The organism is Bradyrhizobium sediminis, from assembly GCF_018736105.1.
Lineage (GTDB): Bacteria > Pseudomonadota > Alphaproteobacteria > Rhizobiales > Xanthobacteraceae > Bradyrhizobium.
The window spans coordinates 831,738-856,833 of the sequence record NZ_CP076135.1 but is presented as its reverse complement, the minus strand read 5'-3'; the positions used below and the strand labels follow the sequence as shown (position 1 = coordinate 856,833).

General features: G+C 64.3%; 24 protein-coding genes and 2 tRNA genes. 12 read left to right on the top strand and 14 right to left on the bottom strand.

The annotated features are described in order from the left end of the window. Positions 1-30: 30 nt before the first annotated feature. From KMZ68_RS04145 to KMZ68_RS04100, 10 genes are all read right to left on the bottom strand, one after another. A tRNA-Phe gene (locus KMZ68_RS04145) sits at positions 31-106 on the bottom strand. Between the two features lie 371 nt (positions 107-477). Further along, positions 478-672, bottom strand: a complete 195-nt coding sequence (gene yacG / locus KMZ68_RS04140; protein WP_215614625.1) for a DNA gyrase inhibitor YacG — start codon at positions 670-672, stop codon at positions 478-480. After that, positions 662-1,285 carry a Maf-like protein gene (locus KMZ68_RS04135; protein WP_215614624.1) on the bottom strand — a complete coding sequence of 208 codons (624 nt, stop codon included), beginning with the start codon at positions 1,283-1,285 and terminating at the stop codon, positions 662-664. The genes yacG and KMZ68_RS04135 overlap by 11 nt, the downstream gene beginning before the upstream one ends. A gap of 236 nt (positions 1,286-1,521) precedes the next feature. Next, entirely contained in the window at positions 1,522-1,989 is a 468-nt protein-coding gene (locus tag KMZ68_RS04130) for an arsenate-mycothiol transferase ArsC (protein ID WP_215614623.1), read from the bottom strand. Between the two features lie 70 nt (positions 1,990-2,059). Further along, on the bottom strand, positions 2,060-2,554 hold the full coding sequence (locus KMZ68_RS04125; RefSeq protein ID WP_215614622.1) for a UPF0262 family protein: 495 nt from the start codon (positions 2,552-2,554) through the stop codon (positions 2,060-2,062). Next, positions 2,551-3,846: a histidinol dehydrogenase gene (hisD, locus tag KMZ68_RS04120; protein WP_215614621.1), complete on the bottom strand. Its 1,296-nt coding sequence runs from the start codon at positions 3,844-3,846 to the stop codon at positions 2,551-2,553. Before hisD ends, KMZ68_RS04125 begins: the two co-directional genes overlap by 4 nt. Before the next feature lie 245 nt (positions 3,847-4,091). Further along, positions 4,092-4,547, bottom strand: coding sequence for a DUF2948 family protein (locus KMZ68_RS04115; RefSeq protein ID WP_215614620.1), 456 nt, complete (start codon positions 4,545-4,547; stop codon positions 4,092-4,094). A 30-nt stretch (positions 4,548-4,577) separates the two neighbouring features. Beyond that, a complete protein-coding gene (murA, locus tag KMZ68_RS04110) occupies positions 4,578-5,867 on the bottom strand; it encodes a UDP-N-acetylglucosamine 1-carboxyvinyltransferase (RefSeq protein ID WP_215614619.1) in 1,290 nt (429 codons plus the stop codon). A gap of 168 nt (positions 5,868-6,035) precedes the next feature. Further along, a complete protein-coding gene (locus KMZ68_RS04105; protein WP_215614618.1) occupies positions 6,036-6,899 on the bottom strand; it encodes a class I SAM-dependent methyltransferase in 864 nt (287 codons plus the stop codon). 23 nt (positions 6,900-6,922) lie between these two features. Next, on the bottom strand, positions 6,923-7,333 hold the full coding sequence (locus KMZ68_RS04100; RefSeq protein ID WP_215614617.1) for a cupin domain-containing protein: 411 nt from the start codon (positions 7,331-7,333) through the stop codon (positions 6,923-6,925). Between the two features lie 97 nt (positions 7,334-7,430). Between KMZ68_RS04100 and KMZ68_RS04095 the strand changes: the two genes are divergently transcribed. After that, positions 7,431-8,357: a LysR family transcriptional regulator gene (locus tag KMZ68_RS04095; RefSeq protein WP_215614616.1), complete on the top strand. Its 927-nt coding sequence runs from the start codon at positions 7,431-7,433 to the stop codon at positions 8,355-8,357. A gap of 166 nt (positions 8,358-8,523) precedes the next feature. On the opposite strand, the gene KMZ68_RS04090 is transcribed toward KMZ68_RS04095, so the two are convergent. Then, positions 8,524-8,718, bottom strand: a complete 195-nt coding sequence (locus KMZ68_RS04090) for a hypothetical protein (protein ID WP_215614615.1) — start codon at positions 8,716-8,718, stop codon at positions 8,524-8,526. Between the two features lie 45 nt (positions 8,719-8,763). Here KMZ68_RS04090 and KMZ68_RS04085 point away from each other — a divergent pair, with 45 nt between their 5' ends. The 10 genes from KMZ68_RS04085 to KMZ68_RS04040 all read left to right on the top strand — a co-directional run bounded on the left by KMZ68_RS04085 (position 8,764) and on the right by KMZ68_RS04040 (position 20,844). Next, complete coding sequence (locus tag KMZ68_RS04085) at positions 8,764-8,985, top strand: hypothetical protein (RefSeq protein ID WP_215614614.1); 222 nt, start codon at positions 8,764-8,766, stop codon at positions 8,983-8,985. A 119-nt stretch (positions 8,986-9,104) separates the two neighbouring features. Further along, a tRNA-Thr gene (locus KMZ68_RS04080) sits at positions 9,105-9,179 on the top strand. A 115-nt stretch (positions 9,180-9,294) separates the two neighbouring features. Next, complete coding sequence (locus tag KMZ68_RS04075; RefSeq protein ID WP_215614613.1) at positions 9,295-9,729, top strand: hypothetical protein; 435 nt, start codon at positions 9,295-9,297, stop codon at positions 9,727-9,729. A gap of 164 nt (positions 9,730-9,893) precedes the next feature. Further along, positions 9,894-10,205 carry a hypothetical protein gene (locus KMZ68_RS04070; RefSeq protein ID WP_215614612.1) on the top strand — a complete coding sequence of 104 codons (312 nt, stop codon included), beginning with the start codon at positions 9,894-9,896 and terminating at the stop codon, positions 10,203-10,205. Between the two features lie 237 nt (positions 10,206-10,442). Further along, the gene (locus KMZ68_RS04065) at positions 10,443-11,177 is read left to right on the top strand and encodes an outer membrane protein (RefSeq protein WP_215614611.1); all 735 of its coding nucleotides are present in this window, start codon (positions 10,443-10,445) and stop codon (positions 11,175-11,177) included. A 207-nt stretch (positions 11,178-11,384) separates the two neighbouring features. Continuing rightward, positions 11,385-12,104, top strand: a complete 720-nt coding sequence (locus KMZ68_RS04060; RefSeq protein ID WP_215614610.1) for an outer membrane protein — start codon at positions 11,385-11,387, stop codon at positions 12,102-12,104. Positions 12,105-12,282: 178 nt separating this feature from the next. After that, positions 12,283-14,430 carry a methyl-accepting chemotaxis protein gene (locus tag KMZ68_RS04055; protein ID WP_215614609.1) on the top strand — a complete coding sequence of 716 codons (2,148 nt, stop codon included), beginning with the start codon at positions 12,283-12,285 and terminating at the stop codon, positions 14,428-14,430. 195 nt (positions 14,431-14,625) lie between these two features. Beyond that, positions 14,626-15,687 carry an MBL fold metallo-hydrolase gene (locus tag KMZ68_RS04050; RefSeq protein ID WP_215614608.1) on the top strand — a complete coding sequence of 354 codons (1,062 nt, stop codon included), beginning with the start codon at positions 14,626-14,628 and terminating at the stop codon, positions 15,685-15,687. Positions 15,688-15,876: 189 nt separating this feature from the next. Next, positions 15,877-17,106: a 5-aminolevulinate synthase gene (hemA, locus tag KMZ68_RS04045; RefSeq protein WP_215614607.1), complete on the top strand. Its 1,230-nt coding sequence runs from the start codon at positions 15,877-15,879 to the stop codon at positions 17,104-17,106. 228 nt (positions 17,107-17,334) lie between these two features. Next, complete coding sequence (locus tag KMZ68_RS04040; protein WP_215614606.1) at positions 17,335-20,844, top strand: PAS domain-containing hybrid sensor histidine kinase/response regulator; 3,510 nt, start codon at positions 17,335-17,337, stop codon at positions 20,842-20,844. A 12-nt stretch (positions 20,845-20,856) separates the two neighbouring features. On the opposite strand, the gene KMZ68_RS04035 is transcribed toward KMZ68_RS04040, so the two are convergent. The 3 genes from KMZ68_RS04035 to KMZ68_RS04025 form a co-directional block, all read right to left on the bottom strand. Further along, complete coding sequence (locus tag KMZ68_RS04035) at positions 20,857-21,534, bottom strand: response regulator (RefSeq protein ID WP_215614605.1); 678 nt, start codon at positions 21,532-21,534, stop codon at positions 20,857-20,859. 204 nt (positions 21,535-21,738) lie between these two features. Next, positions 21,739-23,871, bottom strand: coding sequence for a DUF294 nucleotidyltransferase-like domain-containing protein (locus KMZ68_RS04030; protein ID WP_215614604.1), 2,133 nt, complete (start codon positions 23,869-23,871; stop codon positions 21,739-21,741). A 26-nt stretch (positions 23,872-23,897) separates the two neighbouring features. Further along, on the bottom strand, positions 23,898-24,521 hold the full coding sequence (locus KMZ68_RS04025) for a hypothetical protein (protein WP_215614603.1): 624 nt from the start codon (positions 24,519-24,521) through the stop codon (positions 23,898-23,900). A gap of 155 nt (positions 24,522-24,676) precedes the next feature. On the opposite strand from KMZ68_RS04025, the gene KMZ68_RS04020 reads away from it, so the two are divergent. Further along, a complete protein-coding gene (locus KMZ68_RS04020) occupies positions 24,677-25,090 on the top strand; it encodes a DUF4212 domain-containing protein (RefSeq protein ID WP_249779516.1) in 414 nt (137 codons plus the stop codon). The last annotated feature ends 6 nt before the right edge of the window (positions 25,091-25,096 follow it).

Here is a 25,096-nt window from a genome sequence, read left to right as displayed (position 1 = left end):
CGCCAGCCGGCGGGAGGAGCGTGCGGGAAATGGTGCCCGGGGGCGGGATCGAACCACCGACACTGCGATTTTCAGTCGCATGCTCTACCAACTGAGCTACCCGGGCACTGCCCGGCACGGGGCCAGGGAGCGCCGGTTTATAGTCAGGCCGGACGGTCATGTCCACCCGGCTTCGCCTGCGGCTTCGCCGGGCGCGGCCCGGCTTCGCATCTGCCGTCAAACTGCTGGGAAATCAGGCCTATTTACCTCTGGCGACCTGGATGGAGGCCAGGCGGGGCAACGCTACTGCCAGACCTTCCGGCAAGCCTTCCGCCTGCCCTACCAGCCCGTTGTCGGGCAGGGCCATCGGCCGTTTTACAAACTGCCTGAGGATGGAATCGTGCCGGTGATTTGCCCGACATGTCAAAATGTTTTCGCGCTCGAAGCATCCATGCCGGCGCCACCCTTACTTTGCATGGGGTTGTTTTCGATATTTTGCTAGTCGGCGTCCTCGTCGGCTTCCGGCTTGCCCGGAACGACGTAGGAGCCGGACAGCCAGCGGTTCAGGTCGACGTCCCGGCAGCGCTCGGAACAGAACGGCTTGGAGGCGTCCGTGGCCGGCTTGCCGCAGATCGGGCACTTCCTGGCGCCCGCCTTGCCGGGGGCGGCCCCTTTGGGCGGCTCAGACGGCATTCAGCCAGCCGAATCGGATCGGGAAACCCTCGCCGCCGAGCAGCGTCACGGTCTCGTACAGCGGCAGGCCGACGACGTTGGTGTAGGAGCCGACCATCTTGACCACGAACGATCCGGCGATGCCCTGCACCGCATAGCCGCCGGCCTTGCCGCGCCATTCGCCGGAGCCGATATAGGCCTGGATATCATCCTCGGACAGACGCTTGAAGCGCACGCGGGTTTCGATCAGGCGCTGGCGAAAGCTCTCCTTCGGCGTCACCAGGCAGATCGCGGTGTAGACGCGGTGGTTGCGCCCCGACAACAGCCGCAGGCATTGCGAGGCCTCGTCGACCAGGTTGGCCTTGGGCAGGATGCGGCGGCCGACCGCGACCACGGTGTCGGCGGCGATGATGAAGGCGCCGCGCAATTCGTCGTCGAGCTGCACCGATTTGAGCGCGGCGTCGGCCTTGGCGCGGGCCAGCCGATTGGCGCAGGCGCGCGGCAGCTCGCCGCGTTTCGGGGTCTCGTCGATGTCGGCCGGGCGCAGCGCATCGGGCTCGATGCCGGCCTGGTTGAGCAGAGCGAGCCGTCGCGGCGAACCGGAAGCAAGAACGAGTTTGGGGCGGCCTAGCATGCGGATTTTCGTCGGCGGGAGGGCGGGCAGGATGCGCGCGGAACCTATCGGAAGGTGTCCGGTGAGACAACCGGCTTACACATTATCGTCGCCCCTACGAACGCAGGGGCCCATAACCACCGGCTTTTGCGATTGAAATCGGGTTTGCCACAGCCACCGCTCAACCCGCTCCGCCGCGGCGTATAGGTCCCTGCTTTGGCAGGGACGACATCTGGAACAATCCACCAAACCGTGAGCTACTCGTTCGCCGCCCCGGCCCTGGAAAACCGCTTGCGGATGCGCGACAGCAGGGTGTCGCAGACCTCGCGGTAGGCCTGCAGTTTCTGCTCGCGATTGCCCTCGGCGCCAGTCGGATCCGAGGTCGGCCAATACTCGACGTCGGCCGCCATCGTGCGGGTCAGCTCCAGCGCCTTGTGATGGGCTTCCGGCGACAGCGTGACGATGAGGTCGAAATTGAGCCCTTCCCAGTCATCGAGTTCCTCGAACGTCATCGGCTTGTGGCCGGAGATATCCTGGCCGAGTTCGGCCATCACGGCGACCGCGAACGGATCGAGTTCGCCCTTCCGAACCCCGGCGGATCTGACGTAGAGCGCCTGCGGGAACATCTGCTGCAACAGGCTGGCGGCCATCGGCGAACGCACGCTGTTGAGGCCGCATGCGAACAGCACGGCCTGCGGAGTGCGTACGCGCGAAGGCGCCTCCACGCGCTTAAGCTTCTTTTATTTTGGGCATGACCTCTTCGAAAAACCGGTACCCACTTTTCGGGATCATGCCCTATCCCTTCCAGTGCAAAACGGTGATCAGCGTAAACAGCCGGCGGGCGGTTTCGAAATCGATCCGCACCTTGCCATTCAAGCGCTCCTGCAGGGTGCGCGAGCCTTCGTCGTGAATGCCGCGGCGGCCCATGTCGATGGCCTCGATCTTGTCCGGCGTGGCGGTGCGGATCGCCTGGTAATAGCTGTCGCAGATCATGAAGTAGTCCTTCACGATCCGCCGGAACGGCGTCAGCGACAACAGATGCGCCACCACGGGCGAGCCGTCCTCGCGGCGGATGTCGAACATCAGCCGGTTGCCGGTGATGCCGATATGCAGCGTGAACGGCCCGTCGCCCGCGCCTTCCGGCGCGAACAGGTTCTTTTCGATCAGGTCGTAGATCGCGATCGCGCGCTCGTGCTCGACATCGGGACCGGAACGCCCGATCGATTCCTCATCGAGCGTCACCGCGACGATGCGATTGTTTGAATCCTCGTCTGGCGACGGTCTGGTCATGACAGATTGAGGCGCAGTCCCACGGAGCGCGCATGGGCATCGAGGCCTTCGGCCTTGCCCAGCGTCATCGCGGCCGGTCCCAGCGCCCGCAGCTGGTCCGGCCCGCATTTCAGGATCGACGTTCGCTTCATGAAGTCAAGTACGCCGAGGCCGGACGAGAACCGCGCCGAACGCGCGGTCGGCAGCACATGGTTGGAGCCGCCGACATAATCGCCGATCGCCTCGGGGGTGTGGGACCCGAGAAAGATCGCGCCGGCATTGCGGATTTGCGCCGACAGCGTCTCCGGATCCGACGTCATGATCTCGAGGTGCTCGGCGGCGATGGCGTTCGCCAGCGGCACCGCTTCCTCCAGGCTTTTCACCAGGATAATGGCGCCGAACTGGTTCCAGGAGGCCCGCGCAATGTCGGCCCGCGGCAGGGTTGCGAGTTGCGATTCGACCGCGCGCGCGACGTCATCGGCCAGCGCCTTCGAATCGGTGATCAGGATCGACTGCGCGTTGACGTCGTGCTCGGCCTGCGCCAGCAGATCGGCCGCGATCCAGCCGGCATTGCCTGACTCATCGGCGATGATGAGGACTTCGGAAGGGCCGGCGATCATGTCGATGCCGACCTTGCCGAACACCAGCCGCTTGGCGGCGGCGACATAGGCATTGCCGGGGCCGACGATCTTCGCCACCGGCGCGATAGTCGCGGTGCCGTAGGCCAGCGCCGCCACCGCCTGCGCGCCGCCGACCCGGTAGATTTCGGATACGCCGCCGAGATGGGCCGCCGCCAGCACCAGCGGGTTGAGCTTGCCGTCCGGCGACGGCACCACCATCACCACGCGGGCGACGCCGGCGACCCTGGCCGGCACCGCATTCATCAGCACCGAGGACGGATAGGCCGCGGTGCCGCCCGGCACGTAGAGCCCGACCGCGTCGATGGCGCTCCAGCGCCAGCCGAGTTCGACGCCGAGCGCATCGGTGAAACGCTCGTCCTTCGGCAATTGCCGCCGGTGAAACAGCTCGATGCGGTCGCGGGCGAAGGCGAGCGCCTCCAGCGTCCCGGCGTCGCAGGCCTTGATCGCCGCGTCGATTTCACCTGGTGTCACTTGCAGGCCGGAAGCGTCCAGCTCAAGCCGGTCGAACTTGCGCGTCGCCTCGATCAGCGCCGTGTCGCCGCGCGCGGCCACGTCGTCGACGATGGCGCGGGTCGCGGCCTCGATATCGGCCGAGACCTCGCGCTTGGCGCCAAGGAAGCCGGCGAACTGCCTGGCAAAATCGGCGCTGTTTCGGTCGAGACGAACGGGCATGGGACGGCTTTCCGGAGGGGGCGTTGTTGACAGGCCCGTTGCTCAATGGCGCGGCGGCCAATCGCCGTCAACCCTTTGCTTGGTAGCAAGATCTTCATCGTCCCGGCCAAGCGAAGCGCGAGCCGGGACCCATAGCCACCCGCGTCTGTCCGTGGGGCACCGGGGCGGCAATCCCATTAACGGCTGGCATCAGTGTTTGTGGGTCCCGGCGTTCGCCGGGACGACGATGGATGGGTGTCGCCGGCTCACGCCCCCTGTCCCGACGGCGCGGCCCCTTGGCCGGTGCCGGCGGTCCCGAGGTCTTCGGCGCCGAGGTCGGTGAGTTCGCATTCGAGGCATTCGACGTCGAGCCGCAGCGCCCCGCCCTGGCTGAACAAAAGGACCGCGCTGCCGCCGGGGGCTTCGCCGGGATGAAACTCGATGCCGAGCAGCTCGAGGGGCGCCTGCGGCGCCTGCAGATCGATATTGCGCGACCTGCAGGCCAATACCCGGTCGAAGCGCAGCGCCGCGATCAGGCGGCGCGGCGAGGTCTCGCCCGCCAGCGTCTGCTCCCAGTCGAGCCGGTTCATGCCGACCACCAGGCGCTTTTCGCCCTGCCGCCAGATGATGTCGGCGGCCTGCACCCGGGCATCCTGCACATGCGCGGAAATGACGGCGAGGTCGTCGGCATCGAGCGCGATCATTTTGAGCTGGGCCGTCACCGATGACACCTTATCGCTTGCGCCTGAAGTTCATCCGCTGATTCGTTCGATGGTCGCGCCGCAGGCCGACAATTTGTCTTCGAGCCGCTCGAAGCCGCGGTCGAGATGATAGACGCGGTTGACCATGGTTTCGCCTTCGGCGGCCAGTCCTGCGATGACCAGCGACACCGACGCGCGCAGGTCGGTCGCCATGACCGGCGCGCCGCGCAGCCTGGCGATGCCGTCGATGGTGGCGGTTTCGCCGTCCAACGAAATCCGCGCACCGAACCGCGCCAGTTCCTGCACATGCATAAAACGGTTTTCGAAAATCGTCTCGGTGATCTGCGAGGCGCCTCCGGCGCAGGCCATCAGCGCCATCAGCTGCGCCTGCAGGTCGGTGGGAAAGCCGGGGAACGGCGCGGTCGACACCGTCACCGGCTGGAGGCCGGCGCCGCTTCTGACCACGCGGATGCCTTCATTGTTGGGGGTGACGACGGCACCGGCCTGGGTCAGCACGTCGAGCGCCGACTGCAACAGCTCCGGCCGCGCGCCGGCCAGCTGCACGTCGCCGCCGGTCATCGCCACCGCGATCGCATAGGTGCCGGTCTCGATCCGGTCGGGCAGCACGGTGTGCCGCGCGCCGTGCAGTCTCGCCACGCCTTCGATCACGATGCGCGGCGTGCCGGCACCGGAGACGCGCGCGCCCATCGCGTTGAGGCAATCGGCGACATCGAGGATTTCCGGCTCGCAGGCGGCATTGGTGATGACCGTGGTGCCTTTTGCCAACGTCGCCGCCATCACGGCGACATGGGTGCCGCTCACCGTCACCTTGGGAAAGTCGATTGTTGCGCCGGTCAGGCCGCCCGGCGCCTTCGCTATCACATAGCCGCCGTCGATGGCGATCTCGGCGCCGAGCTTCTCCAGCGCCATGATCAACAGATCGACCGGCCGGGTGCCGATGGCGCAGCCGCCGGGCAGCGACACCTTGGCCTCGTGCATCCGCGCCAGGAGCGGCGCGATCACCCAGAAGCTGGCGCGCATCTTCGACACCAGCTCGTAAGGCGCGGTCGTGTCGATGATGTTGGCCGCCGAAATATGCAGGGTCTGACCCTGGTATGCATGGTCGCCGGGCCGCTTGCCCACCGAGGTGATGTCGACGCCGTGATTGCCGAGAACACGCTGCAGTTGGGCGACGTCGGCCAACCGCGGCACATTATCGAGGATCAGCGTCTCCTCGGTCAAAAGCCCCGCGATCATCAACGGCAATGCGGCATTCTTCGCACCCGAAATCGGAATCGTGCCATTGAGCTTGCTGCCGCCAACGATGCGAATCCGATCCATACCCAGCCCCGATTTTTGCTATGCATAAAGTATAGGGCGAACGAGGCCCCGATGGCAAAAGGGCTGGAATTTGCGGCTATTTGATGGGTTTGCGCAGAGTTTGCCCGTCATTCCCAATGGGCGTCCCCACATCCGTGAATGCCGACCGGACTGACAATCCCTGGAAAGTCACCGGCGCGCTGCCGTCAGCAGCAGCTCATTTGGACCCTCCCATCCGGTCGACGTCTGATACCGGCCGAGAGCCTCTTCCATATCGGCCCAGGCCGCTGCGGCGTTGGTCGGCTCCAAGCGCTGCACAATCTGTACGACCGGCCCAGCCGATGTCCGGATGAAGTCCATATAGTCCTTCACTGTCGGCAGCCTGAACGGCGCCGCGAGCCTGGTTGTCGCGATCTCGCGGAAACCCGCCTCCCTGAACAGTTCGTCGATCAAACCGGATTTGCCGAGGCTTAGCAGGCCGCCTGGCTGAAAGGGATCACGCGGTGGCAAGCCGGCGTGCCTGAGCGCAACCGACATCAACGTCGTCACGCAGGGATTGGCCTGCGGCGCCCCGAACACAATGGTGCATACGCCGCCACCGGGCTTGAGCACCCGCGCCATTTCACGCAATCCCTGCAACGGATCGCCGAACAACATCAGGCCGAGCCGACAGACCACCGCGTCAAATTGGACGTCTTCAATCTGAAGGTCTTCGCCGTCCGAAACGCGTGTCTCGACGTTGCGATAGCCCGCCGCGGCAGCCTGCTGCGCCGCGAACTGCAGAATGTCCGGCGACAGATCCGTCGCCAGCACATGGCCTTGCGGACCGACCCGCGCGGCGACGTCGAGAGTCTGGTCGCCGGCGCCGGCGGCTACATCGAGCACACGGCAACCGGGTTTAACGCCGGCCATGCCGAGCATCGCCTGCGTCGCTTCTAGCAGCCACGGCCGTATGACGGCGCCAGCGTCGCTCCAGCCCTTGGCCATCTGATTCCATTGCGCGCGCACCGCCGCTGTGGCGGTCTCGCCATCGATGGCAGACTTGGCAGTCATGAGACGCTCCTTGTCGCGCAGCCTTAGTGATGAAGGGGATCGAGAAACGGCGTATCGGGCGCGCTGACGTAAAAGATGACCACCTTCGTCAACTCGGTGGCGCTCGGATTGTAGCCGGTCATCGCCACGTTCGGCGGCTCCACCATCGCCTCGCCGGCCTTCACCGTGAGCGAAGGGCGGTCCTTGAGTTCAAGCGTGAAGGCGCCTTCCAGCACATAGACGGTCACCGGAAAGCGATGGCTGTGGTAGACGGTCTTGTCACCCGGCTTGAACGTCGCGGTCAGGACGCGGACCACCTGCTTGTCGCCCGTCGGCAATCCCTCGACGATCTGTTGCAGGACCAGATTGGGTTTGGCGAAGCCAGGGGCCTGCGCGTAGGCGGGAATGCTGAGGATCGCCATGAACGCGCAGCCGACGCCGGGTGCGAAACGCATCTGATGTTCTCCATCGTCACCCATACGGGGGCAGCGCCCCCGATTTTCGAGGTCCGTCAAACCTAGGCGCAGGCCACGACTTGCGGGAGCAGCAACATTGCGAGACCGGGCAGCAGAAGTGCATAATCAACAAATGTTCGATTGGAACGATTTGAAGTATTTTCTTGCCGTCGCGCGACATCACAGCACGATCGCGGCGGGCAAGTCGCTAGGACTCAGCCAGTCGACGGTGCATCGGCGGTTGAGCGAACTGGAGCGGCGGATCGGGCGGCAGCTGGTGACGCGGCACCCGACCGGCTATCGGCTGACTGAATTCGGCGAGGAGTTGCGGCCTTTTGCCGAGCGTGTCGAGGATGCCGTCACCGACGTCGAGCGGCGGGTGACCGATACTGCCCGCGACCTGACAGGCGTGATCCGGGTGACCTGTCCCGAACCGATCGTCTTCCGCATGACGAAATCGTCGCTGCTCGACCGCTTTCACGCCCGCCATCCGAAGCTTCGCGTCGAATTCGTGACCAGCGATCGCTATCTCGACCTGTCGAAGGGCGAAGCGGACGTCGCCTTTCGCTCGGGTGATACCGATGATGAACTGGTCGGCCGCAAGATCGCGGACTCGATCTGGGCGGTTTATGCCAGCCGAACCTATATTGATCGTCATGGCCAGCCGGAGCGGGTGGAGGATCTATCGCGCCATCTCTTGGTGGGCTTCGACGAATCGCTGAACCAGCATCGCGCCGCGAAGTGGCTGCGCGAGGTTGCGCCAGATGCAAAGATGTCGGCGCGGAACAACAGCGTGCTTGGCCTTGTTTATGCAGTGAAATCGGGTATCGGCCTGGGCGCGCTCCCGACCGCCCTGGGGGACGCGGAATCGGATCTGGTGCGCGTGCTCGGACCAATTCCCGAACTGGCTCGAAGCTGGCGCCTGTTGACTCATCCCGACCTCAGGCGCGTTCCCCGCATTGCGGCTTTCTTCGACTTCATCATCGAAGAGCGCGAGTCGCTGAAATCCATCCTGACCGGATAAATTCCCGGAAGCGGGGTCCCGCTCTCCTGTCGCACTCAAGCGATGAGCGGACATTGAGCAAGCCGGCCGCGAGCTGCGCCTGAAATCCGTCGACAGACGCGGCGTGGAAGGCAGGTTCCGGGCCACACCGCGCGCGGTCGAAAAAATATCAGGGCAAGAGCAGCAGCTATTCGCCCGGCTTTTTTCCGAGCCCGTCATGTAGGGAGGCGCCGGCGTCATCGCGAGGGGCGGCCGTCACCTCGCCGCGCCCCCTCGCCTGCGACTTGCGTCGCCTGAGATTTTCACGCAGCGCCAGCTTCAGCCGGTTCTGCCGCGCGTTTTTCGCCGGCTGGCCCTCGCCTTTGTCCTTGTCATTCTTCATCGTGGACCTGTTCGAATGCTTCTCGCAAAGCGTAAGCGCCGGAGAATGGACCGGCCCCACGGGGCCATCCTGGAATTTTCCGCCAATATCGGCAAATGGCAGCTCAGGGGCGTCGATCTCGTCAAATTCAACGAGGCGGGCGAAATGGTCGAATTCGAGGTCATGGTCCGCCCGCTCAAGGCGCTGCAGGCGCTGGCGGAGGAAATCGGGAACCGGATCGGCCCGCAACTGGCCCAGTTGAAGGCCGCCGCGGACGCTCCACACTGATTTCGGCCGTTTTTGAGGGTCTGATAGCCCCCTCCCGCGCTTGCGCAGACGGGGGCCTTGTGGCAAGGATCGGCCCGCTCTGTAGGGGCCTTTTGGCCGATTCTCCCAATCCGGGGCATGCTGCCGTAGCTCAGTGGTAGAGCACTCCATTGGTAATGGAGAGGTCGACAGTTCAATCCTGTCTGGCAGCACCAGTTTTCCCTGAAAAATCAACCGCCTGTTGATCAACCGAAGCAAACTCGCGTCCAACGCCACACCCATGCACCGCGCATGCTATGAGGCGCTGAAGGACCGTGGGAAGGTTGAAATATGATCCGGGTGGCGCTTCGCAAAATCGTGCCTTGGGTTGCCGGACCATTCTTGATCGTCGCTGCGCACGCACAACCGGATAATGCGCCTTACGAGTTGCAAGAGCGTTGCGCCAGGCAAGCGGCACAAACGTTTCAAAAGGAATGGGGCGGAAACGCAGTGAGCACGAACAAAGCTCATGTAGTTGCAAATTACGAGAGCCATTACAGCCCTCGCTTCGACAAGTGTTTCTATCTGGAAATCAGCACAACCGTTCCGCGCGCGGCGCTCGACAAGACGAACTTCAACACCCTGCGTCTCTACGATCTGAACGAAAACAAGCAATACGGTACGTTCATCGAAGCTGCGCCGTTGCACGTCTGCAAGGTGCAAGACACGCCTTGCAGCTCGGAAGCCGAGTGGAGAGTGTTGGTTAAATCATTTATGGAGGAGTAGGACGCAGCACAGTGACAGCCGCCGTGCCGTCGCTCTCTGACCCCGCCGCCATGAATTGCGATACCTGCAAAAACTCAAGCCGATCGCATGGCTTTCTTACCCGGCGCAAAGCGGCGGTCGCAGCTCCTGCCAGAATGCCGTTCGACAATGGCCAAGGGCTACCCATGACGAGACCTGTTCCCGGCAAGGCTGAGATCGCACTCGAATATCCGGATAAATTCTATGTCGGGACCTTCGAACACTCGTCGCGATTCGAGGCGCATCTCGACCCGACCGGCTTTGCGCTGGTGCTGGAGCGGCCCGGCGCCGAAGACGTCCGTAAATCGATCCACATGCACATCTCCTTCGGCCTGCTCGCCGGCATTCTCGGCGAACTCGCCGCGACCGTCGGAAAGATTCCGAAAGACGACATCCTGCATCGCGACCAGCTCACCGACGCGGTCGCGCAATTGCATCGGGCGCTGAAAGAAGCCTGAGCGCGGCGCGCTATCCAGTTTTCGGATACGGCCCGCAATTATGGCTTCTTTTGGCTTTCATTGAGGCGCCATAAATCACGGAAAATTGTTGTTCCCCAATAGGTTAGTAAGTCGCTCGGTGTGACCGATGGGTGACAGCATTTTAATCAAAATCAGTCTAACTGCGCTGCCCATGGAAGACGCCGACTCTCGCGGCTCATCTGAAAATCGAAAACGACTCTCTGGAGACTAGAACGAATGAAGAAGTTTCTGCTCGCTACTGTGGCCCTCGTCGCTCTCGGCGCGACCGTGCCAGCACTTGCAGCCGATCTCGGCCCCCGCACCGCCTACACCAAGGCTCCGCCGGCCTATGCGCCGATCTACAACTGGACCGGATTCTACATCGGCGGTCACATCGGCGGCGCGTTCAGCGGCGACAACGGCTTCGCCGGCACCACCAACAGCGGCAATGACGGCCGTTTCCTCGGCGGTTTGCAGGCCGGCGCCGACTACCAGTTCGCTCCGAACTGGGTGGTTGGTATCGAAGGTCAGTACAGCTGGCTCGGCGGCAACAACAATGGCGTTAGCTTTACCGGCGCCGGCGCCGGTTACGTCTACACCCATGACCAGCGCGGCCTCGGCTCGGTGACCGGCCGCATCGGCTACACCTGGGGTCCGGGCCTGCTCTACGTCAAGGGCGGCTATGCCTACTCCGACTACACGGAGTCTCTGACGTTCGGCGGCGTGCCGCAGGTATTCGCGATGAACAGCGGCCATCACGACGGCTACACCGTCGGCGCCGGCCTGGAATACATGTTCGCGCAGAACTGGTCGGGCAAGATCGAGTATCAGTACTACGACTTCGGCAAGACCAACTTCGTGACGCCGGCCGTGCTGACCGGCTTCGGCAGCACCCGCAACGACGAGCATACCTTCAAGGCCGGCATCAACTATCGCTTCAACCTGGGCGGCCCGGTGGTCGCGAAGTACTGAGTAGCTTCGCGCACGCAACCTGAGACGAAAGGCCGGCTTCACGCCGGCCTTTTTTCGTTAGGACTCCATTAAGCACGGCAAGCGGTTGCTTCCCCGGCACGGTTCGCCTCGACCGGCAAGTCACCGCATTTTATTCAAATGCGGTCTAACTCCGCGGCATCGACGGCGCCGGCATGCGGCCCGCCAGAATCCGTTGGAGACCCATCCATGAAGCGTGTTCCCGCTCTCGTCGCCCTCATCGTCATCGGCGCGAGCGTGCCGGCCGTTGCCGCCGATCTCGGCGCCCGCCCTTACGGCAAGGCGCCGGCCTATGCGGCGCCGATCTACAACTGGACCGGCATTTATGTCGGCGGTCACGCCGGCGGCGCCTTCATCGGCGATAACAGTTTCAACGGACTGGTTCTGAGCAACTACGACGCCCGATTCCTCGGCGGCGTACAGGCCGGCGCCGACCTTCAGTTCGCCGGCAGCTTTGTCGCCGGCATCGAAGGCCAGTACAGCTGGCTCGGCAGCAACCAGATCGGCACGATTTTTCCCGCAGGCTTCGTCTACAGCAACAACCAGCGCGGACTAGGATCCATCACCGGCCGCATCGGCTACTCCTGGGGACCGGCGCTGTTCTACGCCAAGGGCGGCTACGCCTATTCCGACAGTCGCGAAACCCTGACATTCGGAGGCGCGCCAGTCACCTTCACGCTCGATCGCAATCACCGCAACGGCTACACCGTCGGCGCCGGCGTCGAATATCTGTTCACGCCGAACTGGTCGGCCAGGGCCGAGTATCAATATTACGATTTCGGCCGCAGCCGGTTCATCACCCCGGCCGCGCTGGTGCCGTTCGGCACTTTCAACAACGACGAACACACCCTGAAGGCCGGCCTGAACTATCGCTTCAACTGGGCGAGCCCGGTGGCTGCGCGATACTGATCTTCACCGACCGGCAACCAAGCGCAGCGGAAATGCCGGATCGCGGAATATTCGCGAGCCGGCTGTTGTTTGCCTGTGCGCAAAAATCCCGCCGCCCCCCAAATCATCGCGAGTTATTAACCTGGTATCGCGATACTGCCGGCCGACGATTCATCCCAAGGTAGCGGGCGAGCACGGCATGGCGATACGATTCACGATTCCTAGATTCGGCAGATTGTTCGGCTTGCTGCGTCCGCGATGGGGAGTCAGGGGCAGCCTGTTTGCCGCCTTCGCGGTGATCGCCGCCATGGCCATCGTCATCAGCGCCGGTGCCGGCATGGTGCTGGACCATCTCGGCAAGGCGATGGTCGATTTGAGCAGCAAGGACATTCCCCGTCTTGCGGCCAGCCTGCAGCTTTCCGCCCAGAGCGCCACCTTGGCCAGCCAGGGACCGGCGCTGCTGGCCTCCTCGAACGAGGAGATGCTGAAAGAGCGCTCCAACAAGATGAAGGAAACTCAGGCGGTCACGCTGGCCAAGCTCAGCGAGATCACCCAGCTCGGCGCCGACAAGGCGGTGGTCGAAGCCCTCGCCGAGACCATCAAGAACATCGACGAGACGATCCAGAGCCTCGGCAATGCGGCGCGCGAGCGCCTGGAGGCCGGCGCCCAGCACGAAAAACTCTACGGCGCCGTGCGCACGGCCCAGGCCGCTTTCGTCAAAGCCGCCGCTCCCGCGATGATCGGCGCCCAAACCCAGCTCTCCGGCATCTTCGGCGCCGCCGATTTCAACCAGGATGAAGCCACCAAAGCGGAGCAGGTCGTCGACCAGATCGGCGACGTCGTCGCCAGCGGCAACCTCATGGCGTTCAACCTGATATCCGCGCTGTCGTCCGACAGCGGCGACACGCTGGAAGCAATCGACAAGGAATTCCGCAGCGCGCAGCAACGCGTCAAGAAGACGCTCGACCTGTTGCCCAAGAGCTCCGCGACCACCGCGCTTCACACCGCGGCCTCCGGACTGATGGCGCTGGGCGAGGGCAAGACCGGCGTCTTCAAGATCCGCCAGAAGGAACTGGACGCCACCGATTACGGCCAGACCGTTCTCGATGAAACCCGCAAGCTCAATGTCGGCCTCGGCATCAGCGTGCAGCAGCTCGTCGACGGCGTGCGGAGCGAGACCGATGCCGCGACCGGGCAAGCGCGCAAGGAGATCTCGCGGGCGACCATGGCGATGGTTGCACTCGGCGCCGCGACCCTGATCGGATCGGTTCTGTTCGTCTGGCTCTATGTCGGCCGCAACATCCTGCGCCGGATCCGCGATCTGCAGCGCTCGATGCAGCTTTTGTCCGACGGCGATCTGGAGACCGAAATCTATCGCTCCAAGCAGCACGACGAGATCGCCGCGATGGCCAATTCGCTGCAGGTGTTCCGCGAGAGCATGATCGAGGCCCGCGCGCTCTCCGCCGATCAGGACAAGGACCGCGTCGCCAAGGCCGAGCGCACCTCGCGCATGGAGGCCCGGATCGTCGAATTCGAGGCCACCGTCCGCACCGCGCTCGATGCCCTGCAGGCCTCGGCCAACTCCATGCAGACCACGGCGCAAAGCATGTCGGCGACCGCCGATCAGTCCAGCGCGCTGGTGAGCGCGGTAGCATCCGCCGCCGAGGAAACTTCGGTCAACGTGCAGACGGTCTCCGCGGGCACCGAGGAACTGTCGTCATCGATCTCCGAAATCAGCCGCCAGGTGATAGTTTCGACGCAAATCGCCCGCAAGGCGGTCGATGATGCCGGCACAACCGACGCCACCATGCAGGGACTCGCCGACAACGCCGCCCGCATCAGCGTCGTGGTCGACCTGATCCAGACCATCGCCTCGCAGACCAACCTGCTCGCGCTCAACGCCACCATCGAGGCCGCGCGCGCCGGCGAAGCCGGCCGGGGATTTGCCGTGGTCGCTTCCGAGGTGAAGAGCCTCGCCAACCAGACCGCGAAGGCGACCGATGAAATCCGTCAGCAGATCGCCAGCATGCAGACGGTGACGACTTCCGCGGTCGGCGCCATCCGCAACATCTCCACGACGATCAGCGAGATCAACGAGGTGACCACCGCGATCGCGGCCGCAGTCGAACAGCAGGGTGCTGCGACGCGCGAGATCGCCCGCAACATCCAGCACGCCGCCGGCGGAACATCCGAGGTTTCCAGCAACATCGTCGGCGTCTCCACCGCGTCCGCCGAGGCCGGAGCCGCCGCCAGCGAAGTGCTGGGCGCGTCCGACGCGTTGCGCCGCGAGGCCGACATGCTGCGCTCGGAAATCGACGTGTTCCTCGGAAGCATACGGGCGGCCTGAGCGGTCCTCCGGCGAAGGAGGCCTTCGCCATGCGCCGCAGGCTGCGGCCTGCGCGTCCGGCGCATGGTTGGCGCCGGGATTTTGCGGGCCTTTGGGCCCGCGTTCCCCGCGTTTGTGAAAATCGCGATTGTTTTTCGGCTGGCGCCGCGCCACTTGTGCGGTTAAGCCGATAGCCACAATTGCGAAAAGCGGACGATGCATTCAAAGACAAACACGGTTCAGTCCTCTGCCGAGGCGTTGCGTTACCCTTGGGAAAATCATCCCGGCCACGATCAGGTGGTCGAGGTGAGACCGGGCGTATTGTGGGTCCGGCTCAAGCTGCCGTTCCGCCTCAACCACGTGAACATCTACCTGCTCGCCGACGGTGACGGCTGGGCGATGGTGGATTCCGGTTTCGGCAACGAGGAAACCATCGCGGCCTGGACCGCCTTGTTCGAGGGCCCGCTCAGCCACGTGAAAGTCACAAGGCTGATCGTGACCCATTCGCATCCCGACCATGTCGGGCTCGCGGGATGGATCGTCGAGCGCTTCGACTGCCCGCTCGAGATGTCGCAGGTGGAATACCTGCAGTCGGTCTATCACCAGAACCGCGGCACCGAGGAGCGCCGCAACGCGCAGCGACTGTTCTTCCGCCGTCACGGCATGGACGAGAACCTGACCGACAAGCTGCTCGGCCGCGGCCAGGATTACCTGAAGCGGGTGTCCACCCTGCCGCCGTCCTATCGCCGCATCTCGCATGGCGACGAGGTTTCCATCGGCACCAGGCGCTTCAAGGTCATCACCGGCGGCGGTCATGCGCTCGACCAGGTGATGCTGTATTGCGCCGCCGACAAGCTGTTCCTGTCGGCCGATCAGGTGCTCAGCAAGATTTCTCCCAATGTCAGCGTCTGGGCGGTGGAGCCCGACCAGAATTCGCTCGGCGAATATCTGGCCTCGCTGGCCAGCCTGACCACCACGCTGCCCTATGACGTGCTGGTGCTGCCCGGCCACGGCGTGCCGTTTTACGGCCTGAAGACCCGGATCAAGCAATTGGCCGATCATCACGAGGAGCGTTGCGGGCTGATCGCCGACGCCTGCCGGGAAATCCCGCAGACCTCCAAGGAACTGGTGCCGGTGGTGTTCCACAAGCACGTGCTCGACGTGCACCAGATGGGCTTTGCCGCCGGCGAACTGATCGCCCATGTCAATTACATGCTGGTCGAGGGCCGGCTGACCGCCGAGGTAACCGACGGCGTGCTGCGGTTCAGGACGACCTGACGTCCGCTGCCAACCGACGACAGTAAAACCCGCTCAGCGCGTTGATCAGGATCAAGTTCTGGTCCGCGCTGGAAGCAACCCGGCCCCTGCCCGTCGAGCGGCTGAAGGCTCGATTCGGCTCGACAGCAAACCTGGAAACGCTCTAAAAAGGGGGCGCCGCTCCGGCCAGCTTCCGTTTCAGGTTTTGCGATGGATTACAGCAAGTTCTTCAGCACCGCTCTCAGCCGCCTGCATGACGAGCGGCGCTACCGGGTATTCGCCGACCTCGAGCGGATCGCGGGCCGGTTCCCGCACGCGGTGTGGCATTCTCCGAAGGGGCCGCGCAACGTCGTGATCTGGTGCTCCAACGACTATCTCGGGATGGGGCAGCATCCGAAGGTGGTCGGCGCCATGGTCGAGACCGCCACGCGGGTCGGCACCGGCGCCGGCGGCACCCGCAACATTGCCGGCACCCATCATCCGCTGGTGCAGCTTGAGGCCGAACTGGCCGACCTGCACGGCAAGGAAGCGGCGCTGCTGTTCACCTCGGGCTACGTCTCGAACCAGACCGGCATCTCGACGATCGCCAAACTCATTCCGGACTGCCTGATCCTGTCGGATGCGCTCAACCACAATTCGATGATCGAAGGTGTCCGCCAGGCCGGCTGCGAGCGCCAGATCTTCCGCCACAACGACATGGCGCATCTGGAAGAACTGCTGATTGCCGCCGGTCCCGACCGGCCGAAACTGATCGCCTGCGAGAGCCTGTATTCGATGGACGGCGACGTCGCACCGCTGGCGAAGATCTGCGATCTCGCCGAGCGCTACGGCGCGATGACCTATGTCGACGAAGTGCATGCGGTCGGCATGTACGGCCCGCGCGGCGGCGGAATCGCCGAGCGCGACGGCGTGATGCACCGGATCGACATTCTGGAAGGCACGCTCGCCAAGGCGTTCGGCTGCCTCGGCGGCTATATCGCCGCCAGCGCCGACATCATCGATGCCGTCCGCTCCTACGCCCCCGGCTTCATCTTCACCACCGCGCTGCCGCCGGCGATCTGCTCGGCGGCCACCGCCGCGATCCGCCACCTCAAGACCTCGAACTGGGAGCGCGAGCGCCACCAGGACCGCGCCGCCCGCGTCAAGGCGATCCTCACCGCCGCCGGCCTGCCGGTCATGTCGAGCGACACCCATATCGTGCCGCTGTTCGTCGGCGACCCCGAGAAGTGCAAGCAGGCCTGCGACATCCTGCTGGAAGAGCACGGCATCTACATCCAGCCGATCAACTACCCGACCGTCGCCAAGGGCAGCGAGCGGCTGCGGATCACCCCCTCGCCCTATCACGACGACGGTCTGGTCGATCAGCTCGCCGAGGCGCTGTTGCAGGTCTGGGAGCGTCTCGGCCTGCCGCTCAACGAGAAATCGCTGGCGGCCGAGTAACGCTGAGCCTTATCGGTTCTGATTGGATCAGAACCGGGCTCAATTCTTTGTTTTGACGCGTTTTCTTTCCGCGAAGCGGTAACCGCTTCGCTCGAAAACACTTCAGCCCGCCAAAATCGGAAATTTGGGCCGGTGGCGCGATGCGCTGCCGGCCCAATCCGTTTATAGTGCCTGCCGCGAGGGCTGCCGCCGGCGGCGGCGCCGCGATCGTGAGGGAGGTAAGCAGCGATGCTGCATGACTGGGGCGTGATCGCAGCCGCGTTCGGCTACATCGGCTTCCTGTTCCTCGTCGCCAGCTACGGCGACCGCCTCTCGCCGACCCAGCGCGGCCGCGCCAGCGCGTTGATCTATCCGCTGTCGCTGGCGATCTACTGCACGTCCTGGACCTTCTTCGGCTCGGTCGGATTCGCCACCCGCACCAGCGTCGATTTTCTCGCGATCTACATCGGCCCGGTGCTGATGATCGCGCTCGGCACGCCGCTGCTGCGCCGCGTCATCAAGCTGGCGAAATCGCAGAACATCACCTCGATCGCCGACTTCATCGCCGCGCGCTACGGCAAGAGCCAGGCGGTCGCCGCCACCGTCGCAGCCATCGCGATCGTCGGCTCGGTGCCCTACATCGCGCTGCAGCTCAAGGCCGTGGCCTCCTCGCTCGGAACGATCCTGAGCGAAGACCAGATCTTCTCCTCGATGCCGCTGATCGGCGATATCGCCCTGATCGTCACGCTGGCGATGGCGGTGTTCGCGGTGCTGTTCGGCACCCGCCAGACCGACGCGACCGAACATCAGCACGGCCTGATGCTGGCGGTCGCCACCGAATCCATCGTCAAGCTGGTGGCGTTTATCGCCGCCGGCGCCTTCGTCACCTTCTGGATGTTCGGCCCGGTGGAATTGATCGAACGCGCGATGAAGAGCCCGGAGGCGGTGCGAGCCATCGAGTACACGCCATCGATCGGCAATTTCGCCACCATGACGTTGCTGTCGTTCTTCGCGATCATGCTGCTGCCGCGGCAGTTTCACGTCAGCGTGGTCGAGAATTCCAGCGACGCCGAGGTCGGCCGGGCGCGCTGGCTGTTTCCGCTGTATCTGGTCGCCATCAACCTGTTCGTGATTCCGATCGCGATCGCCGGGCTTGTGACCTTCCCGTTCGGCGCCGTCGACAGCGACATGTACGTGCTTGCGCTGCCGATGAAGGCGGATTCTCCCTTGCTCAGCGTCGTCGTCTTCATCGGAGGCCTGTCGGCGGCGACCGCCATGGTGATCGTGGAATGCGTCGCGCTTTCGATCATGGTCTCGAACGATATCGTGGTGCCGCTGGTGTTGCAGCGAAGCCCGGAGTCGCGTGCGGGCCGCAAGGATTTCGGCGACTTCCTGCTCAGGGTCCGCCGCCTCGCGATCTTCGCCATCATGGTGATGGCCTATCTCTACTATCGCGCGCTGGGTAACGCCCAGCTGGCGTCGATCGGACTGCTGTCATTCGCGGCCGTCGCGCAGCTCGCACCGTCGTTCTTCGGCGGGCTGTTCTGGCGCCGCGCCACCGCGCGGGGCGCCATGGGCGGCATGCTGGTCGGCGCCGCGGTCTGGACCTACACGCTGTTCCTTCCGAGCTTCCTGGAAGGCAACACCGCCGGCATGCTGCTGCTGCAGCACGGTCCGTTCGGCATCGAGGCGTTGCGTCCGCGGGCCTTGTTCGGCGCCGACCTGCCGCCGCTGCTGCATGGCGTATTGTGGTCGCTCTCGCTCAACCTGTTGGCCTATCTCGTGCTGTCGCTGGCGCGCCAGCCGTCCTCGATCGAGCGGCTGCAGGCGGACCTGTTTGCGCCTAACGCGCTGGCGCCGATGACGCCGACGTTCCGGCGCTGGCGCACCACCGTGACCGTGCAGGACATCCAGAGCACGGTGGCGCAGTATCTCGGCCCCGAGCGCGCCCGCCATTCGTTCGAGGCCTTCGCCGTCGCCCGCAACACGATTCTCGATCCGGCCGCGACGGCCGACTTCGAATTGCTGCAGCATGCCGAGCATCTGATCGCCTCGTCGATCGGGGCGGCCTCCTCGCGGCTGGTGATGTCGCTGCTGTTGCGCAAGCGCACCGTCTCCGCCAAGGCCGCGCTCAAGCTGCTCGACGATTCTCACGCCGCGCTGCATTTCAACCGCGAGATCCTGCAGACCGCGCTCAACCATGTGCGGCAGGGCATCGCGGTGTTCGACGCCGAGCTGCAGCTGATCTGTTCCAACCGGCAGTTCGGCGAAATCCTCGGGTTGCCGCTGCACCTCGTGCAGATCGGAATTCCGTTGCGGGAAATCCTCGAATTCATGGGATCGATCAGTTTCCCGGATTCCGGCTACGACGAGGCTCTCGTGGAGAAGCGCCTGGCCGCCTATACCACCGAAGGCGAATCCTACCTGGAACGGCTGCCGGACCGTCACATGGTGATCGAGGTGCGCTCCAACCGGATGCCCGGCGGCGGGCTGGTCATCACCTTTTCCGACGTCACCCCCTCCTTCGAAGCGGCCGAAGCGCTGGAACGCGCCAATGCGACCCTCGAAAAGCGCGTGCGCGACCGCACCGAGGAACTCACCCGGCTGAATTCGGAACTGGCGCTGGCGAAAAGCACCGCCGAGGACGCCAACATCTCGAAGACCCGCTTCCTGGCGGCGGCGAGCCACGACATCCTGCAGCCGCTCAATGCGGCGCGGCTCTACGTGACGAGCCTGGTGGAGCGCCAGAACGGCGGTGAGGATTCCCGGCTGGTGGAAAACATCGACGATTCGCTGGAGGCGATCGAGGAGATCCTGGGCGCGCTATTGGACATCTCGCGGCTCGACGCCGGCGCCATGACGCCATCGATCTCGAGCTTCAAGATCGGCGACATGATGCGTTCGCTCGAGATCGAATTTGCGCCGATTGCCAGGGCCAAGGCGCTGAAGCTGACCTTCATGCCGTGTTCGCTGCCGGTCGAATCCGATCGCCTGATGCTGCGCCGGCTGCTGCAGAACCTGATTTCCAACGCCATCAAATATACCCCGCGCGGGCGCGTGCTGGTCGGCTGCCGGCGTCACGGCCAGTCGCTTCAGATCGCCGTCTATGACACCGGCGTCGGCATTCCCTTCGTCAAGCGCGGCGAGATCTTCAAGGAGTTTCACCGGCTCGAACAGGGCGCGCGGATCGCGCGCGGCCTCGGGCTCGGACTGTCGATCGTCGAGCGCCTGGCGCGCGTGCTCAACCACGGCCTCGCGCTCGACTCCAATGCCGGCGGCGGTTCGTGCTTTTCGGTGACGGTGCCGATCGCCAGCGCCGTCAATCACACCGCGGCGGTCACCAGCGCGACGCCGCTATCGCGGACTCCGATGAGCGGCTCGCTGATCGTTTGCATCGAGAACGATCCCGCGATCCTGGACGGCATGAAGACGCTGCTGACGGCCTGGGACGCCGAGGTGATCGCGGTCGCCGACCCCGATGCCGCGATCGAGGCGATCGAAGCCGCCGGCAGGAGGGTCACCGGCCTTCTGGTCGATTATCATCTCGACCGCGGCAACGGCGTCGCCGCGATCCGGGAAATCCGCCGCCGGTTCGGCGACAACATTCCGGCGATCCTGATCACCGCCGATCGCAGTCCGCATGTGCAGGCTGCGGCGCGGGAGGAGAAAATTGCGGTGCTCAACAAGCCGGTCAAGCCGGCATCGCTACGCGCGCTGCTCGGTCAGTGGCGCACCCAGCAGATGGTGGCCGCGGAGTAGCGCTGGCCTGATCTACTGCGCCGACGGCGTGCCCTGCCGCCACTGGCCGCCGGAAATTTTTGCCGCTGCGATAACGGCCTGGGTGCGGCTCTCGACGCCCAGCTTTTGCAGGATCGCCGACACATGCGCCTTGATGGTCGCTTCCGACACCCCGAGCTCATAGGCAATCTGCTTGTTGAGCAAACCTTCCGACAGCATCATCAGCACCCTCACCTGCTGCGGGGTCAGCGTCACCAGCCGGTCGCGCAGGCGGGTCATGTCGGGGTCGGCGGTGGATGAGAGATCGGTGTCCGGCGGTATCCAGACGTCGCCGTCCATGACCTTCTTGATCGCGTCGCGCAGCGTCTCGATCCCGAACCGCTTGGGAATGAAACCGGAGGCGCCGAAATCCAGCGAGCGGCGGATCGTACCGGCATCGTCGCTGGCGGAGACGATCACCACGGGGATCGCCGGATATTGCGCGCGCAGGTAAATCAGGCCGGAGAAGCCCGAGATGCCCGGCATCGTCAGATCGAGCAGCACCAGGTCGACATCGGAATCCTGCTCGAGCAGCGCGGTCAGTTCATCGAAGGTGCCGGCTTCGTCGACCTTCGCCGAGGCTACGACGCTTGCGACCGCCTGTCGCAGGGCATCGCGAAACAGCGGATGATCATCGGCGATGACGAGGTGGGTGCTGGCAGGAGCAGTCATTGATTTCCGGCAAAGCGTTGCGGCAAACCCTTGACCGCTTTGTAGAAGGCCTGCCAAGCGAGTTTTTCAAAGTGATTGTCCACTGACAGGAAGCTTCTTGCAAGGCAACATTCCCGGCATGCGCCAAGGCAGTTAATCGGGCTGGGAACGGCTGGGGCATTGTGCAGCGCAAAAAACGGGGATTGGGCGCCGGGTGAGTCGGCCTCAATCCTTGAACAGGAGATCGCGGGTCAGATCATCGATGGCCGCGACCGCTTCAAGCGCGACGCGCAATCGATCACGGTCGCGGACTGATAACCGCTTCACCGCGACGGCGTTGGAGGGCGGTGTCCCGTGGGCGATATCCTCGACCTGTTGCGACGCGATAAGATCCAGAAACACGCCCTGGGCCTCGCCCAGCGCATCGAGGTCGGTCTCGCTGACGTGAACGAGCTCCTTGACGCGGCCCAGTCGCGCCGGCGTCGACCGGTCCATCACATGATGGCGGATCGCGATGGCGCGGGCCGCGGCGACGAGGCCGAACAGTCCAGCCATCTTGAGGTCGATGCGGCCACCCACGGTGCGGATACCGCCGAAGAATTTCAGGCTGGAAGGCGTGCGGATGTCCTCGACCAGGAGCTTGGCGAACGCGGTCTGGCCCTCGGCCGCATCGAACGCAGCCTGCCTCACGGTGACGGCGAGGCTGCCGTCGCCGTGGACGGCCCGCAGGTCGAAGAAAATATCGACCGACAGCAGATCGCCGGGACTGGAGCGCATGATCCAGTGGTCGATACGATTTCGCCACGTTGCGACCGAGCCGCGCCAAGCCGCGTTCTTCGCCATCACGCCACCCTTGCAATAGGGCACGCCGACCTCGTGCAGGATATCGGCGACATGGGCCCCGAGCGCCGCGAACCAGCGATCCTCGTCGCCGTCCGGCTCGCCTTGTTCGAAAATGATGGCATTGTCCTGGTCCATGGCCAGCAGGCTTTCGCCGCGTCCGGCGGATCCGAGCACGACCATGGCATAGCCGCACGGGGGCGCGCCTTCGCCACGCTCCCGCATGATCCGCTCGGCGATCACCGCGGCCTGCCCGGTGAGCGCGCCGAGTTCGCGGGAAATCACTTCCGCAATGTCGCGGCCGGACAGCCCCTCCGCCAGCAGCGATTGCGCAACCCGCGGCAGCTTGGCCCAGGCGATCGCCAGGGCGTGCGCGTCCGCCGCATCGTCGATCTCGTCGCCGAGCGATATGGCCTCGCCGGCGCGCAGCCGCAGCAGGTCTCGCGCGGACATCGCGCCGACCACGCGGCCGGCTTCGTCGACGACGCCGAGATGGCGGGTCTTGAGACGGCTCATATGGCCGATTGCGCGATAGACGAAAGCATCCGCTGATACCGCTGCGAGCGGCCGGCTCATGATCTGCCCGACCGGCAAGTCGAGCGCGGCGGCGCCGTGCCGGGCGACCGCGCGCAGCAGATCGCGTTCCGTGACAATGCCTGCCTCCGCCGCCTTGACGCCGCCGGAACCGGCATGCGGCCGCACGAAAACCGACGATATTTTCGCTCTCGCCAGCCGCGCGAGGGCGTCGTGAACCGAAATGCCGGCTTCCACGAAGACCGGAGGCGTCCGCATGATGTCGCGATTGCGATGCCGATAGGCGTAGCTGTCGAAGCGTTCCAGAGTTCGTTCCGCATCGGCACGCGCCGGAGCCTCGACGGCATCGATCCAGCCGATCCGCATCTGGTCGTCGAGTACGGACGTCAGCGCGAGGCAGGCCCGTTCGGCTTCGGCGATGGTCCGGATACCGTGGTTGCGCAGCTTCGGCACCAGCGCCAGAAACACCCGCGCGGTCGTCTTCGCGTCGCCGAGGGCGGAATGCCGCTCGGCAGCCTCGACACCCAGCCAGGCGGCGAGCGTCTCCAGCGTATAGCCGGCCAGTTCCGGCGCGGCGATCTGCGCCAAGAGCCGTGTGTCGAGCGTGCGTGGACGCGTCCAGGCCAGGCCGGCGAGATCGCATTCGCGCTTCAGCACGGCAAGGTCGAACCCGACCGTATGCCCGATCACCACGGCCTTGCCGAGAAACGCCTTGAAATCCGGCCAGACGTCCGCAAACAGCGGCGATTCCGCGACCATGGCGTCGTCGATGCCATGAACGCGGGTCGTCTCGGCGGGTATCAATTCGCCGGCTGGCCGCAGCAATCGGCGAAACGAGTTGTCGCCGGCAAGCTTGCCGCCGGTCAGTCGCACGCCGGCAAGCTCGATTACCCGCGCCTTGCGCGGATCGAGCCCGGTGGTCTCGCTATCGATGACAACAGCGTCGAGCGACAAAAGCGGGGCGCCACCACTCGTCCTGTCCATCGCCCCTCCCATCGCCTCATGCGCGATTATGCCGCAGCACCCGCGGTCAAAGCCCGTTCCAGAACGGCCCTGTCCATGCGCGCAACAAATTCGTCATGAATGTTGCAGAGGCTGACCCGAAGATAGTTGCGCGTGGTCTGAAAATCCCGTCCGCGCAGCTTTTCGTGGATCGGCATCATGGCGAAATAGGCTTCCGCCAGCGGATCGGGAATGTCCATCACGCGCTTGGGCGCGTGCCCGCCGGCCAGATCGAGCCGATGCGCCAGATCGTTGCGCGCTGCATGCCAGGCTTCTTCTCCGATCGATGGAGGAACCGGATAGCGGTCGAAAACCGAGAGAACGACGACGATCAGCCGGTCGAGTATTTCCCGGCGCTGCATCCCGTCGGCTTGGGAAGTCAGCACCCCATTGACCATTTCGCCTACCATCGAAAGGCCCAGCGGGAAGGCCTGCCAGCGCGCATGCTCGACGGATTGGGCAAATCCCTCCTCGGCAAACAGTACCTTGGCGTAGTGACCCGCACGCGCGCGCGAATATTCATAGATTCCCTTTTGCACGATGAAGGCCGATTGCGCGTCGATGAAGTCCGCCAGCGCCTCCCGGCCGCGAATCGGCGGACGGGGGCGAAACAACTTTTCGAACAGCTTCATCGCGGTCTTATCCTCGAAATGGACGCAGGCCAGTTCGCCAGCTTATCGGCCGTCTGCCAAGCTCAATGTTCTCAAAGCGGCATCGCTGTTAGCAACTGCAGCAATCTACACCCCACCAAAAGTATAATTAGGACCGGCCAACTGTAGTGTTAGCCTTGATTGTTTCCAAACCGGCAAAGACCGGTTGGAACAGCGGCAAGGGGGGACGCCGCACTGAAGGGATTTGCATTCCCCTCGATCATTCAATGCCGGCGTATTTGACCGGCGCTTTGAGGGAGGATTTGCAACCCATGGCCGACTCGACAAGCATGAAAGAGAAGGAAGAAGCCCACTGGCGCAAGACGTCGCGCCTGATGTTTGCGCATCTCGGTGTCTGGTTCTTCTTCGGCTTCATCATCCACATGTTCGTGAATCCCCTCAACAAGATCACGATTCCGATTCTCAACTTCCCGCTCGGCTTCTACATGGCCGCGCAAGGCTCGCTCATCGTGTTCGTGGTCATGCTGTTCATGTTCGCAAAACAGCAGGACAAGATTGACCGCGAATTCGGCTTTGCCGAGGAAGATTGAGGGAGG

Bases quoted from the DNA above. Each gene is read 5' to 3' on its own strand.
- yacG (WP_215614625.1), bottom strand. From the start codon at position 672: ATGCCGTCTGAGCCGCCCAAAGGGGCCGCCCCCGGCAAGGCGGGCGCC.
- KMZ68_RS04135 (WP_215614624.1), bottom strand. From the start codon at position 1,285: ATGCTAGGCCGCCCCAAACTCGTTCTTGCTTCCGGTTCGCCGCGACGG.
- KMZ68_RS04125 (WP_215614622.1), bottom strand. From the start codon at position 2,554: ATGACCAGACCGTCGCCAGACGAGGATTCAAACAATCGCATCGTCGCG.
- hisD (WP_215614621.1), bottom strand. From the start codon at position 3,846: ATGCCCGTTCGTCTCGACCGAAACAGCGCCGATTTTGCCAGGCAGTTC.
- murA (WP_215614619.1), bottom strand. From the start codon at position 5,867: ATGGATCGGATTCGCATCGTTGGCGGCAGCAAGCTCAATGGCACGATT.
- KMZ68_RS04105 (WP_215614618.1), bottom strand. From the start codon at position 6,899: ATGACTGCCAAGTCTGCCATCGATGGCGAGACCGCCACAGCGGCGGTG.
- KMZ68_RS04100 (WP_215614617.1), bottom strand. From the start codon at position 7,333: ATGCGTTTCGCACCCGGCGTCGGCTGCGCGTTCATGGCGATCCTCAGC.
- KMZ68_RS04090 (WP_215614615.1), bottom strand. From the start codon at position 8,718: ATGAAGAATGACAAGGACAAAGGCGAGGGCCAGCCGGCGAAAAACGCG.
- KMZ68_RS04085 (WP_215614614.1), top strand. From the start codon at position 8,764: ATGGACCGGCCCCACGGGGCCATCCTGGAATTTTCCGCCAATATCGGC.
- KMZ68_RS04075 (WP_215614613.1), top strand. From the start codon at position 9,295: ATGATCCGGGTGGCGCTTCGCAAAATCGTGCCTTGGGTTGCCGGACCA.
- KMZ68_RS04070 (WP_215614612.1), top strand. From the start codon at position 9,894: ATGACGAGACCTGTTCCCGGCAAGGCTGAGATCGCACTCGAATATCCG.
- KMZ68_RS04065 (WP_215614611.1), top strand. From the start codon at position 10,443: ATGAAGAAGTTTCTGCTCGCTACTGTGGCCCTCGTCGCTCTCGGCGCG.
- KMZ68_RS04060 (WP_215614610.1), top strand. From the start codon at position 11,385: ATGAAGCGTGTTCCCGCTCTCGTCGCCCTCATCGTCATCGGCGCGAGC.
- KMZ68_RS04055 (WP_215614609.1), top strand. From the start codon at position 12,283: ATGGCGATACGATTCACGATTCCTAGATTCGGCAGATTGTTCGGCTTG.
- KMZ68_RS04050 (WP_215614608.1), top strand. From the start codon at position 14,626: ATGCATTCAAAGACAAACACGGTTCAGTCCTCTGCCGAGGCGTTGCGT.
- hemA (WP_215614607.1), top strand. From the start codon at position 15,877: ATGGATTACAGCAAGTTCTTCAGCACCGCTCTCAGCCGCCTGCATGAC.
- KMZ68_RS04040 (WP_215614606.1), top strand. From the start codon at position 17,335: ATGCTGCATGACTGGGGCGTGATCGCAGCCGCGTTCGGCTACATCGGC.
- KMZ68_RS04035 (WP_215614605.1), bottom strand. From the start codon at position 21,534: ATGACTGCTCCTGCCAGCACCCACCTCGTCATCGCCGATGATCATCCG.
- KMZ68_RS04030 (WP_215614604.1), bottom strand. From the start codon at position 23,871: ATGGACAGGACGAGTGGTGGCGCCCCGCTTTTGTCGCTCGACGCTGTT.
- KMZ68_RS04025 (WP_215614603.1), bottom strand. From the start codon at position 24,521: ATGAAGCTGTTCGAAAAGTTGTTTCGCCCCCGTCCGCCGATTCGCGGC.